Consider the following 13,971-nt stretch of genomic DNA (forward strand, 5'->3'; position numbering starts at 1 on the left):
TGCGGCTTGAATAAATAAAAAAATCATGAAATATACTCTGTTTGCCTTAATTTTTATGCTTTTTATCTCTTGTTCAAAAGAGAAAGAAGTCGATTATACTGCTAAAAATGAAAAAGAAATAGTAGCATATATAGCCAAGAACAAGTTGAACGCTCAAAGAAGTGCTTCTGGATTGTATTATGTTATAAATAAGCCTGGTACCGGTGCTCAACCTAATGCAAATTCGACAGTAACGGTTGCATACAAAGGTTATTTTACTGACGGATCTCCATTTGATGAAAGCAAACCGGAAGGAATTTCTTTTGGATTGCAACAAGTTATCAAAGGATGGACTGAAGGGATTGCTTATTTTAAAGAAGGTGGTAGCGGGGTACTTTTAGTGCCTTCAAATCTTGGTTATGGTAGTGAAGGAAGATCAGGAATACCTGGAGGTTCAGTACTTATTTTTGATGTCAAGCTGATTTCTGTACAATAATCTAAAATAGTTTTTTAACCTAAAACACTATTTTAATAAACATCTATTTGTTTTACTGCTTGTTAATTAATGACACAACAAGCAGTAAAATTTATAAATCTTCGACAATTTCGCCCAACAATTTCCCCAAATTTAAATTAGTACTGTTATTGAAAAAATTGGTCTTAGGATTAGGTCAATAAAAATTGAAATAAATACCACATGAAAACCTACATTATTGCTCTATTTTTAATGGTATATCCTTACTTGACGCACAGTCAGGTTTCGGATAATTCCGTGAAGTTAAAACAAATTAATATTATTAAAACCAATTTTCGCAATTTAAAAAGTGGTGAAATTGTAAACAAAACAATTTTGTTTAATGATGGTAAAATTCAATCCATAAAAACATCAGATGTTATTCAAAGTTTTTTTTATAATCCAAAAGGATTATTAGACATGACAGTAAAGGAGAGACAAGCTAGTAACTGGAAAGAGGTTGTAAATTACACTTATAACAATGAAGATCAGTTAGTAAAGTTTGTAAAAAAATACGAAGAAGGCGGCGAACTCGTTACTAAAACAGTTGCAGTAACTTATGAAGGTTCAAGAGTAAAAGCAATAACTAAAAAAAGCAATAGCCATCAAACTTTAATAGATGATATTGAATATGTTGTCGAAAATGGACTTGTGGCTAGACGCTCTTCGAGAGATAGAAACAAGCAAATTTTCAATAAAATAGAGTATGTATATTTCAAAGATAATATCATTAGACACAAAGTAATGATTGGTGATAAATCAATGAATAATTATACTTTTGATGATAAAAATTCAGCAGATTTATTAATAGTTCAAAATTTGTTTGGAAAAAATTATAAAGTTATTGTTCCTCTGATCTCGTTTCATGAAGATGAGTTTGCTTTAGGTTCTATATCCGTTAATAACGAATTAAGTTTTGCTTCGACAGCATTAAATGCTATTGGTAAAACCAAAAAATACAAATACAATACGTTTAATTATCCTAGTGCTTGTTCTATAATTGAAGAAAATGGAATAGTAAAAACAGAGGTTAATTATTTATACGAATAGAGTGTATTAATCATCAAAAAACGATTTTAAATAGAGCATTTATTCTAAAAAATAAAATACTGATATGTCTTTAGAATGCAAAAATAGTCTTCAATATTCATTTCATTTATTGGTATTTAAAATTCGGTTTTAAAACTTTTTTAAAAGCTTGTGATTTTTTTATTATTTCAGAATCTCATAAGTCCCTTACAAATCATTAAATTTGTAACTTATTCAAAGACATGTTAGAAAAAGAAGTAATAAATTTCGAAAAAACGGCTATTGTTGGTATTGTAACTCAAAATCAAAGCGAAGAGAAACTAAATGAGTATCTTGATGAGTTAGAATTTTTGACTTTTACCGCGGGAGGCCAAGTAGTGAAACGTTTTTCTCAGAAAATGGAACGCCCTAATCCCAAAACTTTTGTGGGTACAGGAAAAATTGAAGAGATTCATCAATTTGTAAAAGAGAATGATATTTCGACTTTAGTTTTTGATGATGAATTATCACCTTCACAACAAAAAAATATCTCTAAAATAATTGAGGAATGTAAAATTCTAGATAGAACGCACCTTATTCTTGATATTTTCGCTCAGCGTGCAGAGACTTCATATGCTAGAACCCAAGTAGAATTAGCACAATGTCAATATTTATTACCAAGACTTTCCGGAATGTGGACGCACTTAGAGCGTCAAAAAGGAGGAATTGGAATGCGTGGACCTGGAGAAACGGAGATCGAAACCGATAGACGTATTGTACGGGATCGTATTGCCTTATTGAAGGAGAAAATAAAAACAATAGATAAGCAAATGGGTGTGCAACGCGGCAATCGTGGTGCAATGGTTCGTGTGGCTTTAGTGGGTTATACGAATGTAGGTAAGTCAACTTTAATGAATGCTGTAGGTAAAAGTGACGTTTTTGTAGAGAACAAACTTTTTGCCACTTTAGACACTACCGTTCGCAAAGTGGTTATTAAAAACCTACCTTTTCTATTATCCGATACCGTTGGATTTATCAGAAAATTGCCAACACAATTAGTAGATTCTTTCAAAAGCACATTAGATGAGGTTCGGGAAGCCGACTTGCTATTACATGTAGTTGATATTTCGCATCCAGAATTTGAAGACCATATTGCATCAGTAAATCAAACCCTTTTAGATATCAAAGCCAATGATAAACCAGTAATTATGGTTTTCAATAAAATTGATGCTTACAAACATTTGACTATTGACGAAGATGATTTGATGACTGAAAAAACAACCAGACATTACACGCTGGAAGAGTGGAAATCAACTTGGATGAGTAGAGTAGGAGAACAAAATGCTTTGTTTATATCGGCTACTAATAAAGAAAATTTTGAAGAATTCAGAGAACGTGTATACGAAGCTGTGAGACAAATTCACATTACGCGTTTTCCTTATAATAAATTCTTATATCCAGATTATAAAGATGCAGTGGAGAAAGATGAAAAAGAAGATAATGAAGAGGAATAATAAAAGTTTTTCTATACACTAGATTCCTATTTTTTTTGCCAGCAATTAAATACTATCTTGAAATACCTATAAAAAAAATGCCCTTAAGAAAATTTCTTAAGGGCATTTTTAATGTTTTTTTTCTAGAAACCGTAATTTACTCCTAATCCAAAAACCTCTCTAACTTGTACTGCTTGTATTGAGTTATCATCATAAATAGCTTGAACAGCAACATTGGCAGATAAGTATTTATTAATTTTCATTACTACATTCATCTGGTAATCAACATCTACATTCTGAGGTTTATCAAGATAATTAGCATATAAATTTAATCTGTTTTCAATACTTACGTTAGTCATTAAATTGAGCTTATAGTATCCTGAAACACTAGCACCAAATTCAAATCTTGAAGAATCCCCTTGTAAGACGCCAAATGAAGGTCCTAATTCTGTAAAATGAGGATGTACAACGATTAGTTTTGCAGTTGCAGGTGAAAAATTGACACTTAAATTATCATTTTTCTTCCATAAAATTCCGGGACCGAACTGAAAATAAGCAGGAGAAAAGAAATGAGAAATTTTCACACCTTCTTTATCTAAACCAGTATCCATCTGAGTTTTAAAATTAAAAAACATAGAGTAATACCATTCACCACTTGCTTTTTTACCCCAAAGTGAATTTAGTTCTAAGCGATCATCTGTCTTAGCTGTTTTAGCATCTCCTTTTATTTTGCTTAAACCATAAGCTAAAATAAATTTGTTGTCCCATACAACGTCTCCATTTTTATAATTGAAGTCATAGTTGATACCTAAATTTCCAGCTATGTTTGAAGTTCCACCACCTAACCATTGTTTGTTATAAGCTGATTGATTAAAAAGTATAGAAATATTTCCTTTTTTAGTCCAAAGTTTGATGGTGTCTTTCTCGGTTTCCTGTGCCTGAAGGGACATAAAACCAGAAACAAAGAGTAAAGCAAATGCTATTTTTTTCATGAAAGTGCTATTTAAAAGTTTTACCAAAATTAAATAATTTTATGGGAACACTATATTTTTTGAAATTAAACTTTACTATTAGTCTTATATAAAGGAACAGCCGAACATGCTTCTCCGTACATAATACTTCTGGCAAAGGGTTGTAAATAATGAGCCGCTAATACATAAGCGCGCATAGGTACTGGCTTTCTAGAGCATCCTTTTATTATAATGGGTTTATTTGTATATACTGAATAATCGATTTTAGAGAGCAGTTCCTCATAAAGAGACGCTTCTAAATCTTCAATAGTTCCATTAATTATTTTTTTTGCAAATGGTGCCAATTGTATCGCAACTAAAATAGAAGCCCATGCGGGAACAATTGCATCCGTACTGCAATTAATAGCCACAAATTGGTCTTTATACTGTGCCCAATCGTAACTTTTAAGTTCTTCTCTGAAATCTTTTTCTTTGAGCAAAAAGCCTTCTATAAGCCATTGAGAAATGTCTATTTGTGCACGAATTCCTTTGGGATAATAATCTTCGAGATCAAAAATTTCTAAAACACTATTGGCTACTTTATTTATTATCTCTTCCATATTTAAGTCTTAAACACAAAAGTCATAAAGCAAATTTTGTAGACTTTATGACTTTTTATTTTTTAAATAATTATAGCATTCCTAATTCAAGCTTTGCTTCTTCACTCATTAAATCTTTGCTCCAAGGCGGATCAAATGTAATTTCTACTTCAGCGTCTTTCACATTTTCTATCGATCTTACTTTCTCTTCGACTTCTCTAGGTAAACTTTCCGCTACAGGACAGTTTGGAGAAGTAAGTGTCATCAGGATTTTAACTTCCAAATCAGTATTTACCATTACGTCGTAAATCAATCCTAATTCGTAAATATCTACAGGTATTTCAGGATCGTAAATTGTTTTTAATATTTTTACGATTGATTCTCCTAACTCGGTGGTGTCTATTTCTTGTTCCATTATTGTTGTTGTTATTATTGTTTTGTTGTTTTTTAAAAATATACCAATATGTTTAATGACTAATAGATTTTAGAACATATTAATATCGTATTTATTTTATATTATTTAAACCATGTAAGAGATGTAAGAACATTTAAGTTTTATGATTTTAAATCACTTATTTATTTTTGCACAGTTATTATAGTAATTTTTATTCGTCATCTAAGACACTATATCTATAATTAACATAAGTTTTTTGACCATGCTCGTAAATATTAGTAACGTTAAAATTAATAATTAAACTAATAGGAGATTCTAAAAGATTCATATATGACATTACTTTAGCTACATGAATTGGTATTATTTTATCTGTGGCTTTTAATTCTACTACTAAAATATCTTCAATAAATAAATCACATCTTAAATCGGATTCTAAAGATATTCCTTTGTATTCTATTGGAATTACTAATTCTGATTTGAAATTTATTCCTCGCAAAGTCAATTCTTGAATTAAGCATTTGTGATAAATACTCTCCAATAAACCAGGTCCCAACTGTTTGTGAACTTCAATTGTTGCACCAATTACTTTGTAAATTATGTCTTTTAGTTTTTTCTTTGTCATCATGTGTGGAAATCTTTATAGTACTAAGGTATAGTTTTTTAACTGTTTACGAAGTAATACATAAATTCAACAGACTCTGAATTCCTAAAATATAAGTTGATTTTTCTTAAATTTTCTTAAACCTCTTATATGGTTTAAGAATAATCTTTAAAGCTATTTTATTTCTGGGTATTAAATGCCAAAGCATACATTTTAATGTTTTTTATCATCGAAACCAATCCATTGGCTCTTGTTGGAGACAAATGCTCTTTTAAGCCTATTTCGTCAATAAAATTCATGTCTGCGTCTAAAATATCTTTAGCACTTTGATTGGAGAACGTACGAATTAAAATAGCGATAATTCCTTTTGTCAAAATAGCATCGCTATCTGCTGTAAAAACTATTTTATCATCATTTTGTTCCCCTTGCAACCACACTTTAGATTGGCAACCTTTGATTAAATTAGTGTCTGTTTTGAATTCTTCTTTGATTAAAGGAAGTTTTTTTCCAAGTTCGATGATATATTCATAACGCTCCATCCAGTCATCAAACATCGAAAATTCATCAACGATTTCTTCTTGTATTTCTTTAATTTTCATAGTAATCTGAATTTATTTCAGTATTATTCTTTTTTAACAAATGAGTTTATTTTATCGACTAATTTCTTAATTTCTTTGGGTGGAAAACCATGATCAAAAGTTGTAGATTCGTAGGTTTTGTCTTTATAAGTGATTTTTAAATTAGCAATTGCAGCACCATCATAAAAACGTTTTTCAGTGGGAGCTTTGTAATGAGCCAATTCCTCTAATTTCGTTTCCTTAAAATAAAGCCCTAACTCATTCCAGTCAGCATCTGTTATTTTTTTAGGAACAAGTTTTTTATTATTATCTCTATCATTAGAAACCGTAATTTCTTGATTTTTAATGCTTATTTGTTGGTAAAAACCTCTAGTGTTTGCGGTATATTCTAAAACTACTGCATCCATGTTTTGATTTTTTGGGCTATCGCAACCTTTACCAAATACAACGGTCAAAATTAATAAGGAAAGTAATTTCATAATTTTATTTTTTTTAAGAGAGCATGAGTTGTGCTTTTTTTACTGCTTCCACCATACTATCAATTTCTTCTTTGGTGTTATAAAATGCAAAAGAAGCTCTGATGGTTCCTGGAATATTAAAAAACTGCATAATTGGTTGTGCACAATGATGCCCAGTTCTAACTGCTATTCCTAATTTGTCAATTATGGTGCCAATATCATACGGATGAATTCCTTCTATATTAAAAGAAATTACGGAAGTTTTTTCTTTCGCTGTGCCAAAGATTTTCAAACCTTCAATTTCTAATAATCGTTTGGTTCCGTATTCTAATAATTCTAATTCTTGTTTCTGAATATTTTCAAAACCAACTTCATTCATATAATCTACAGCTGTTCCTAAAACAATTCCACCCGCTATGTTTGGTGTTCCGGCTTCAAACTTGTGAGGAAGTTCAGCATAAGTAGTTTTTTCGAAAGTTACTTCTTTGATCATTTCACCACCACCTTGATAGGGCGGTAATTTATTCAACCAAGCTTCTTTTCCGTATAAAATTCCGGTTCCGGTGGGTCCACATATTTTATGACCTGAGAAGACGTAGAAATCACAATCTAATTCTTGAACATCTGGTTTTAAATGTGGGACCGCTTGAGCACCATCAATTAAAACAGCAGCTCCATATTTATGTGCTTCATCAATCATATATTTAATAGGATTGACCGTTCCTAAAGCGTTCGAAATATGATTTACGGTAACAATTTTGGTTTTATCCGAAAGTAATTTATCGTATTCAGCCATTATCAATTCGCCATTTTCATTCATAGGAATCACTCGCAAGATAGCTCCAGTTTTCTCGCATAACATTTGCCAAGGCACAATATTACTATGATGTTCCAATGCTGAAACTAAAATTTCATCACCTGCTTTCAGTAACGAAGCAAATCCATTAGCAACTAAATTGATTCCGTGCGTTGTTCCCGAAGTGAAAAGTACTTCATGTGAGAATTTTGCATTGATATGGTTTTGAATTTTACCACGGGATATTTCATAGGCATCGGTTGCCAACTGGCTTAGCGTATGTACGCCACGATGAATGTTTGCATTAATTTCTTGATAGTATTTGGATATCGCATCAATCACTACTTGTGGCTTTTGCGAAGTGGCTCCGTTATCAAAATAAACCAATGGTTTACCATTTACCTTTTGAGAAAGAATAGGAAAATCTGCTCTAATTTTATTTATATCTAGCATAATTATTTAGAAAAGTTCTAAATACAAAAGTAATGAAAAACCGTACCGTTTAAGCTATGAATTAATTAATTTTTATGATTGTTTCTTATACTTTAATAGAAATATTTTATTGAATTTTAGTTTGATTATTTTATTAAATTGCATTAAATTAATTGTTTACCAATATGAAAAAATTATTTAAGTTCCTTGTTCTTGCCTTACTTATAGCGATAGTATATTTAGGATTTACTATTTATCCTAAATTAGATTTAATTTCAGGCTTCTCCGCCAAAAGTATTGCTTCGGGACATTTTATTGATGGTCGTTCTCAACAAATGATTGAGAAAGGAGATAATGATATCAAATTGATTGATTTGGCAAAGAATACTATTAATGAAGCAGGGAAATTTGCAATAGCTTCCGTTTATGGTTTAAAAGAACGAAAAGCAATTTATCGCGAAGGTTTAGGCGCAACATTAATTACAGCTGATTTTGATGAGAGTAAGCCTTATGAAGTTCCAAAAAGAACTAAAACAAGTAGCAATTTACCATTTCCTTATGAGAATTTGGAACCGAAAGACACTATTTTTGATAATGTAGATTATACTAAATTGAATGCTGCTGTTGCCAATGCTTTTGATAAAAAAGGCGAAATCAATAAAAGAACACGTTCTGTTTTAGTAATTTATAAAGACAAAATCATTGCTGAAAAATATGATACAGGATTTACAAAAGATAGTAAAATTTTAGGTTGGTCCATGACAAAAAGTATTACGGCTACGATGTTTGGAATTCTTCAAAAACAAGGAAAATATGATATTTACAAACCAGCTCCTATAAATGAATGGCAAAATGATGATCGTAAAATAATCACCACTAATGATTTATTGCATATGAATTCCGGTCTGGAATGGGAGGAAAATTATAGCACAATTTGCGATGCTACTAATATGCTTTTTCAAGAGAAAGATATGTCAAGATCACAACTACTAAAACCAGCGGCTTTTAAACCGAATACACATTGGAATTATTCTTCAGGAACTACCAATTTGTTATCAGGAATTTTGAGAAAGCAATTTAAAACCCAACAAGAATATCTTGATTTTTGGTATTCTAATTTGATTGACAGAATAGGAATGAACTCGATGGTTATTGAAACTGATATGAAAGGGAATTTTGTGGGTTCGTCTTATGGGTGGGCAACAACAAGAGATTGGGCTAAGTTTGGCTTATTGTATTTACATAAAGGAAACTGGAATGGCGATCAAGTCTTTGATGAAAGTTGGGCAAAATATGTAGCAACTCCTACAAATGGATCTAAAGGTGATTATGGTGGACATTTCTGGCTAAACGCTGGCGGCAGATATCCTGATGCACCTCGAGATTTGTATTCTTGTAACGGTTTTCAAGGACAGAAAGTATTTATTATTCCGTCACTCGATTTAGTAATCGTGAGAATGGGATTGACGGAAGATGCGAAATTTGATGTAAACGGAATGTTGAAAGGAATAATAGGGAGTTTGAATTTAACCACAAAGAGCACAAAGTAAAAAAACAAAAAGGTCACAAAGTTCAGTTATAAACTTTGTGACCTTTGCTTAATCTTTGTGGTTAAAACTACAAATCAAATCCCATTTTAACGCCTAGTTTGGTAGCGATAATTTTGGTGATTCTTTGTTTTAATTCGGGTATTTTTATGTTTTCGATAACCGCATTCGAGAAGGCATACATCAATAATGCTTTAGCTTCTTTCTGAGGAATTCCACGTTGTTGCATATAGAATAAAGCAGTTTCGTCTAATTGGCCAACCGTACAACCGTGAGAACATTTTACATCATCTGCAAAAATCTCTAACTGTGGTTTAGCATTTATAGTTGCTTTATCGCTCAATAATATGTTATTGCTTTTTTGGAAAGCATTTGTTTTTTGAGCTTCTTTTTCTACATATACTTTACCATTGAAAACTCCCGTTGAACGATCTGAGTAAATTCCTTTGTAATCTTGGAAACTTTCACAATTGGGAGTGGCGTGATTTACTAAAGTATAATGATCCACATGTTGCTTTTCGCCAATAATTGTAATTCCGTTTAACGTACTTGTCAATCTTTCACCAAAGTGATAAAAATTCAAATTGTTTCTAGTTAAATTTCCTCCAAAAGAAAAAGTATGTACATAAACATGACTTTCTTGTTGCTGAGAAACGAAAGTATTATCGATCAAGTTCGCTTCATGAGTATCATTTTGAATTTTGTAATAATCTACAATAGCGCGTTTTTCGGCGAAAATTTCAGTAACAGAATTCGTAAGTACTGGATTTTCATTTAAACTTTGATGACGTTCAATAATTTGAACATGCGAGTTTTCACCCACAATCACTAAATTTCTTGGTTGCACCAAAAGTGCAGCTTCGTTGCCTGTAGAGAAATACATGATTTCAATAGGTTTTGGCGCTACTTTACCTTTCGGAATATTGATGTAAGCACCTTCATTGGCGAAAGCCGTATTTAATGAAGTTAAGCTATCGTCTTTATTCGCGATTTGATTAAAATATTTGTCAATAACCATTTTGTATTTTGGTTTGTTCAATGCCGAAGCCATCAAACAAACGTCAATTCCTTCATGAGTTGTTGACGATAAATGCGAACTAAAAACACCATCAACAAAAACCACTTTATAAGTGTCTACTTCGTTTAAAAAGTACTTACTAACTTGGCTAAATTCGATTGAATTTTCATGCTTTGGAAAAACAGTAAAGTCATTTTTTAAAATGGCATTTAATGAAGTGTATTTCCAAGCTTCTTCTTTTTTGGATGGGAATCCTTTATTTTCAAAGTTTTTTATAGCAGCAGTTCGAAGATCATGAAGTTCAGAGTGAACATCAATTTGCTCTTCAAAAGCCATAAAAGACGATAGTAATTTTTCTTTTAATTCCATTTTTAATTAAGTCTTAAAGTTGAAACTCAAAAGCCAAAAGACTTAAGATAGTCAACGAAATGTTATTTTGAGTGTTCTAAATTATAAATTAGAGAGGAATTCCCTTTTCTAATTTAGATTTAAAACTTTTAGAGTTTTGATAAATATTTAATAAAACCACTTAACCACTTTGATATTTCAGTTAGGCATTCTAATAAAATTTCAAACTCTTCTTTTGTAATATATTCTAAATCGTACGCCAAATATAATTGAGAACGGACTTCTCCAGCTGATGCTTTCGCGCTGCATATAAAAAGTAAATAAACTCTTTATCTGTATTTCGTTCAAAGCCTTCAGTAATATTTGAGGATATAGAGATTCATGCACGTCTAATCTGTCTAACTAAGTCAAAGTCTTTTCTAAAATTAAAGCTATCGGTATTTGAATATATTCTTCTATTAAAAAACTCTTGATTTTTGCCAAGAATTAATTTCTTCGAAAGAATTAAATTTACCTATTCTCTTTTTCTTTTTACTTTATGACCTTAGACTAAATTTTCAGCTTTGATCCAATCGTATCCTTTTTCCTCTAATTCTAGGGCTAAACTAGCATCACCAGATTTTACAATTTTTCCGTCCATAAGAACGTGAACAAAATCAGGAACGATATAATCTAATAAACGTTGGTAGTGTGTAATTACAACCACAGCGTTTTTATCACTTTTCAATTTGTTTACACCATTAGCAACAATACGCAAGGCATCAATGTCAAGTCCAGAATCAGTTTCATCAAGAATAGCTAATTTTGGTTCTAACATTGCCATCTGGAAAATCTCGTTACGTTTTTTCTCACCACCAGAGAAACCTTCGTTAAGAGAACGAGACAAAAATTTTCTGTCAATTTCTAATAATTCTGATTTTTCACGAATTACTTTTAGCATTTGGTTTGCTGGCATTTCTTCCAGACCTTGTGCTTTACGAGTTTCATTTATAGCTGTTCTCATGAAGTTTGTTACTGAAACTCCTGGAATTTCTACTGGATATTGAAACGAAAGAAACACCCCTTTGTGCGCTCTTTCTTCTGGTGCCAAATCAGCAAGATCTTCTCCATCTAATGAAATTTCTCCTCCTGTTACTTCGTAGTTTTCGTTTCCTGCAATGATAGAAGCTAAAGTACTTTTACCAGCACCGTTTGGTCCCATTATCGCATGAACTTCTCCTGCTTTAACTTCAAGATTAATCCCTTTTAATATTTCTTTGTCGCCAATTGTGGCATGTAAATTTTTTATTGATAACATGTTGTCTTTATTTATTCGTAATGACCTTTAACTGAAAGGATATTTAATATTTCTATTGTTTTTTCGTCTATAATCTCATAAACTAATCTATGTTCTTTATCAATTCTTCGAGACCATACTCCAGATAAATTATGTTTCAACTGTTCTGGTTTTCCAATGCCTTCATAAGGACTTCTTTGAATGTCTCGTAATAATTCAGATATTTTCTTTAGAATTTTCTTCTTACCTGATTTGTTCCAAAGTAATATGTCATTTTGCGCTTTTTTAGAAAAAACTATTTCCATAGTTTGTCTATTTCTTCCAATGACATTTTTATTCCTTTTCCTTGCTTTAATTCTTCTCTTGCTTCTAAAATTTCTTTTACAAACTCAGGGTTGTAGGGCTTTTCAATTTTTTCAATAATTTCAAATCCAAGCGACTTTGCCAATGATTTTAACACTGGAAAATCTTTCTTCTTCACATTTTTTAAAACAATATCCATAGCTATATAAATTTAAATAAATTTTCTAACCTACTGAACCTTCTAAACTAATCTCTAGCAATTTTTGAGCTTCTACTGCAAATTCCATTGGCAACTTATTCAAAACATCTTTACTAAAACCATTTACGATTAAAGCGATTGCTTTTTCAGTTGGAATACCACGTTGGTTACAATAAAAAACCTGGTCTTCACCAATTTTTGAAGTTGTAGCCTCGTGCTCAATTTTAGCCGTTGGATTTTTAGTTTCTATATATGGGAAAGTATGCGCTCCACAATTGTTACCCATAAGTAACGAGTCACATTGTGAAAAGTTTCTCGCGTTATCCGCATTAGGTCCAATTTTCACTAAACCACGGTAACTGTTTTGCGATTTTCCTGCTGAAATACCTTTAGATATAATAGTCGATTTAGTATTTTTACCTAAATGGATCATTTTTGTTCCCGTATCTGCTTGTTGGTAATTATTAGTGACAGCAATCGAATAAAATTCACCTACTGAATTATCTCCTTTTAAGATAACTGATGGGTATTTCCAAGTCACAGCAGAACCAGTTTCTACTTGTGTCCAAGAAATTTTAGCGTTTTTCTCGCAGATTCCTCTTTTAGTCACAAAATTGAAAACTCCACCGATACCTTCTTTGTTTCCTGGGAACCAGTTTTGAACGGTTGAGTATTTTATTTCAGCATCTTCCATTGCGATTAATTCAACAACAGCTGCGTGTAATTGATTTTCGTCACGACTTGGAGCGGTACATCCTTCAAGGTAACTTACATAACTTCCTTCGTCAGCGATTAAAAGAGTTCTTTCAAACTGTCCTGTTCCTGCTTGATTTATTCTAAAATAAGTCGAAAGCTCCATTGGACAACGTACTCCTTTTGGAATATAACAGAAAGATCCATCAGAGAAAACAGCTGAATTTAACGCCGCGTAGAAATTGTCTTTTTGCGGTACAACAGTTCCTAAATGCTTACGAACTAATTCTGGATGTTCTTTGATCGCTTCAGAAATACTCATAAAAATAATTCCTTTTTCGCCTAATGTTTTCTTGAATGTTGTCGCTACAGAAACGGAATCTACAACAATATCCATTGCAACATTATTCATCATTTTTTGCTCATCAACAGAGATTCCTAACTTTTTATACATTTCTAAAAGTTCCGGATCTACATCATCTAATGTTTTATTAGGGTCAATAGTTTTTGGAGCTGAATAATAAGAAATAGCTTGAAAGTCGGGTTTGGTGTAATGCACATTTGCCCATTCTGGCTCAGTCATCAATTCCCAAGCACGAAAAGCTTCTAAACGCCAATCCGTCATCCATTGCGGTTCACCTTTTTTTTGTGATATAGCGCGAACAATATCTTCATTTAAACCAATAGGAAATGTTTCAGATTCTAAATCCGTGTAAAATCCGTACTCGTATTCTTTAGTTTCGAGTTCGATTTTTAAATCGTCTTCGGTATATTTTGACATATTT

General features: G+C 31.7%; 17 protein-coding genes and 1 pseudogene. 4 read left to right on the forward strand and 14 right to left on the reverse strand.

Features of this window, described 5'->3' with window-relative positions; all coding sequences use genetic code 11:
- The first annotated feature begins 25 nt into the window (after window positions 1–25).
- From MW871_RS01520 to hflX, 3 genes are all read left to right on the forward strand, one after another.
- Entirely contained in the window at window positions 26–475 is a 450-nt protein-coding gene (locus tag MW871_RS01520; RefSeq protein ID WP_248427322.1) for an FKBP-type peptidyl-prolyl cis-trans isomerase, read from the forward strand.
- A 201-nt stretch (window positions 476–676) separates the two neighbouring features.
- Window positions 677–1,543 carry a hypothetical protein gene (locus tag MW871_RS01525; RefSeq protein ID WP_248427323.1) on the forward strand — a complete coding sequence of 289 codons (867 nt, stop codon included), beginning with the start codon at window positions 677–679 and terminating at the stop codon, window positions 1,541–1,543.
- 221 nt (window positions 1,544–1,764) lie between these two features.
- Window positions 1,765–3,015, forward strand: a complete 1,251-nt coding sequence (gene hflX / locus MW871_RS01530) for a GTPase HflX (protein ID WP_210645304.1) — start codon at window positions 1,765–1,767, stop codon at window positions 3,013–3,015.
- A 122-nt stretch (window positions 3,016–3,137) separates the two neighbouring features.
- Here hflX and MW871_RS01535 read toward each other — a convergent pair whose 3' ends face one another.
- From MW871_RS01535 to MW871_RS01565, 7 genes are all read right to left on the reverse strand, one after another.
- Complete coding sequence (locus MW871_RS01535; protein ID WP_210645306.1) at window positions 3,138–3,986, reverse strand: DUF3078 domain-containing protein; 849 nt, start codon at window positions 3,984–3,986, stop codon at window positions 3,138–3,140.
- 65 nt (window positions 3,987–4,051) lie between these two features.
- Entirely contained in the window at window positions 4,052–4,564 is a 513-nt protein-coding gene (locus MW871_RS01540; RefSeq protein ID WP_248427324.1) for a DUF2480 family protein, read from the reverse strand.
- Window positions 4,565–4,634: 70 nt separating this feature from the next.
- Window positions 4,635–4,958, reverse strand: a complete 324-nt coding sequence (locus MW871_RS01545) for an SUF system Fe-S cluster assembly protein (RefSeq protein WP_248427325.1) — start codon at window positions 4,956–4,958, stop codon at window positions 4,635–4,637.
- 190 nt (window positions 4,959–5,148) lie between these two features.
- Complete coding sequence (locus MW871_RS01550) at window positions 5,149–5,562, reverse strand: GxxExxY protein (RefSeq protein WP_248427326.1); 414 nt, start codon at window positions 5,560–5,562, stop codon at window positions 5,149–5,151.
- Between the two features lie 155 nt (window positions 5,563–5,717).
- Window positions 5,718–6,137 (reverse strand): SufE family protein, encoded by a 420-nt coding sequence (locus MW871_RS01555; protein ID WP_210645312.1) that lies wholly within the window; start codon window positions 6,135–6,137, stop codon window positions 5,718–5,720.
- 23 nt (window positions 6,138–6,160) lie between these two features.
- Entirely contained in the window at window positions 6,161–6,595 is a 435-nt protein-coding gene (locus MW871_RS01560; RefSeq protein ID WP_248427327.1) for a hypothetical protein, read from the reverse strand.
- 13 nt (window positions 6,596–6,608) lie between these two features.
- Window positions 6,609–7,823: an aminotransferase class V-fold PLP-dependent enzyme gene (locus tag MW871_RS01565; protein WP_248427328.1), complete on the reverse strand. Its 1,215-nt coding sequence runs from the start codon at window positions 7,821–7,823 to the stop codon at window positions 6,609–6,611.
- Window positions 7,824–7,987: 164 nt separating this feature from the next.
- Here MW871_RS01565 and MW871_RS01570 point away from each other — a divergent pair, with 164 nt between their 5' ends.
- A complete protein-coding gene (locus MW871_RS01570) occupies window positions 7,988–9,352 on the forward strand; it encodes a serine hydrolase domain-containing protein (protein ID WP_248427329.1) in 1,365 nt (454 codons plus the stop codon).
- A gap of 67 nt (window positions 9,353–9,419) precedes the next feature.
- Here MW871_RS01570 and sufD read toward each other — a convergent pair whose 3' ends face one another.
- From sufD to sufB, 7 genes and pseudogenes are all read right to left on the reverse strand, one after another.
- Window positions 9,420–10,736, reverse strand: coding sequence for a Fe-S cluster assembly protein SufD (gene sufD, locus MW871_RS01575; protein ID WP_248427330.1), 1,317 nt, complete (start codon window positions 10,734–10,736; stop codon window positions 9,420–9,422).
- 128 nt (window positions 10,737–10,864) lie between these two features.
- A complete protein-coding gene (locus tag MW871_RS01580; RefSeq protein ID WP_370566799.1) occupies window positions 10,865–11,026 on the reverse strand; it encodes a four helix bundle protein in 162 nt (53 codons plus the stop codon).
- A gap of 17 nt (window positions 11,027–11,043) precedes the next feature.
- Window positions 11,044–11,094, reverse strand: a pseudogene (locus tag MW871_RS16380) (four helix bundle protein); the annotation flags it as partial.
- A 165-nt stretch (window positions 11,095–11,259) separates the two neighbouring features.
- Window positions 11,260–12,012 carry a Fe-S cluster assembly ATPase SufC gene (sufC, locus tag MW871_RS01585; protein ID WP_188049370.1) on the reverse strand — a complete coding sequence of 251 codons (753 nt, stop codon included), beginning with the start codon at window positions 12,010–12,012 and terminating at the stop codon, window positions 11,260–11,262.
- Between the two features lie 11 nt (window positions 12,013–12,023).
- Window positions 12,024–12,296, reverse strand: a complete 273-nt coding sequence (locus tag MW871_RS01590; RefSeq protein ID WP_210645322.1) for a Txe/YoeB family addiction module toxin — start codon at window positions 12,294–12,296, stop codon at window positions 12,024–12,026.
- On the reverse strand, window positions 12,287–12,493 hold the full coding sequence (locus tag MW871_RS01595; RefSeq protein ID WP_248427332.1) for a DUF2683 family protein: 207 nt from the start codon (window positions 12,491–12,493) through the stop codon (window positions 12,287–12,289). Before MW871_RS01595 ends, MW871_RS01590 begins: the two co-directional genes overlap by 10 nt.
- Before the next feature lie 25 nt (window positions 12,494–12,518).
- The gene (sufB, locus tag MW871_RS01600) at window positions 12,519–13,967 is read right to left on the reverse strand and encodes a Fe-S cluster assembly protein SufB (RefSeq protein ID WP_210645324.1); all 1,449 of its coding nucleotides are present in this window, start codon (window positions 13,965–13,967) and stop codon (window positions 12,519–12,521) included.
- Window positions 13,968–13,971: the final 4 nt, after the last annotated feature.

It is taken from the genome of Flavobacterium pygoscelis (assembly GCF_023162025.1).
GTDB lineage: Bacteria > Bacteroidota > Bacteroidia > Flavobacteriales > Flavobacteriaceae > Flavobacterium > Flavobacterium pygoscelis.

What these genes read in the sequence shown, in the direction of transcription:
- MW871_RS01560 (WP_248427327.1), bottom strand. Translation starts at nt 6,595, where the DNA reads ATGAAATTACTTTCCTTATTAATTTTGACCGTTGTATTTGGTAAAGGT.
- MW871_RS01550 (WP_248427326.1), bottom strand. Translation starts at nt 5,562, where the DNA reads ATGATGACAAAGAAAAAACTAAAAGACATAATTTACAAAGTAATTGGT.
- MW871_RS01535 (WP_210645306.1), bottom strand. Translation starts at nt 3,986, where the DNA reads ATGAAAAAAATAGCATTTGCTTTACTCTTTGTTTCTGGTTTTATGTCC.
- MW871_RS01555 (WP_210645312.1), bottom strand. Translation starts at nt 6,137, where the DNA reads ATGAAAATTAAAGAAATACAAGAAGAAATCGTTGATGAATTTTCGATG.
- hflX (WP_210645304.1), top strand. Translation starts at nt 1,765, where the DNA reads ATGTTAGAAAAAGAAGTAATAAATTTCGAAAAAACGGCTATTGTTGGT.
- sufB (WP_210645324.1), bottom strand. Translation starts at nt 13,967, where the DNA reads ATGTCAAAATATACCGAAGACGATTTAAAAATCGAACTCGAAACTAAA.
- MW871_RS01565 (WP_248427328.1), bottom strand. Translation starts at nt 7,823, where the DNA reads ATGCTAGATATAAATAAAATTAGAGCAGATTTTCCTATTCTTTCTCAA.
- MW871_RS01570 (WP_248427329.1), top strand. Translation starts at nt 7,988, where the DNA reads ATGAAAAAATTATTTAAGTTCCTTGTTCTTGCCTTACTTATAGCGATA.
- MW871_RS01525 (WP_248427323.1), top strand. Translation starts at nt 677, where the DNA reads ATGAAAACCTACATTATTGCTCTATTTTTAATGGTATATCCTTACTTG.
- sufC (WP_188049370.1), bottom strand. Translation starts at nt 12,012, where the DNA reads ATGTTATCAATAAAAAATTTACATGCCACAATTGGCGACAAAGAAATA.
- MW871_RS01540 (WP_248427324.1), bottom strand. Translation starts at nt 4,564, where the DNA reads ATGGAAGAGATAATAAATAAAGTAGCCAATAGTGTTTTAGAAATTTTT.
- sufD (WP_248427330.1), bottom strand. Translation starts at nt 10,736, where the DNA reads ATGGAATTAAAAGAAAAATTACTATCGTCTTTTATGGCTTTTGAAGAG.
- MW871_RS01545 (WP_248427325.1), bottom strand. Translation starts at nt 4,958, where the DNA reads ATGGAACAAGAAATAGACACCACCGAGTTAGGAGAATCAATCGTAAAA.
- MW871_RS01590 (WP_210645322.1), bottom strand. Translation starts at nt 12,296, where the DNA reads ATGGAAATAGTTTTTTCTAAAAAAGCGCAAAATGACATATTACTTTGG.
- MW871_RS01520 (WP_248427322.1), top strand. Translation starts at nt 26, where the DNA reads ATGAAATATACTCTGTTTGCCTTAATTTTTATGCTTTTTATCTCTTGT.
- MW871_RS01595 (WP_248427332.1), bottom strand. Translation starts at nt 12,493, where the DNA reads ATGGATATTGTTTTAAAAAATGTGAAGAAGAAAGATTTTCCAGTGTTA.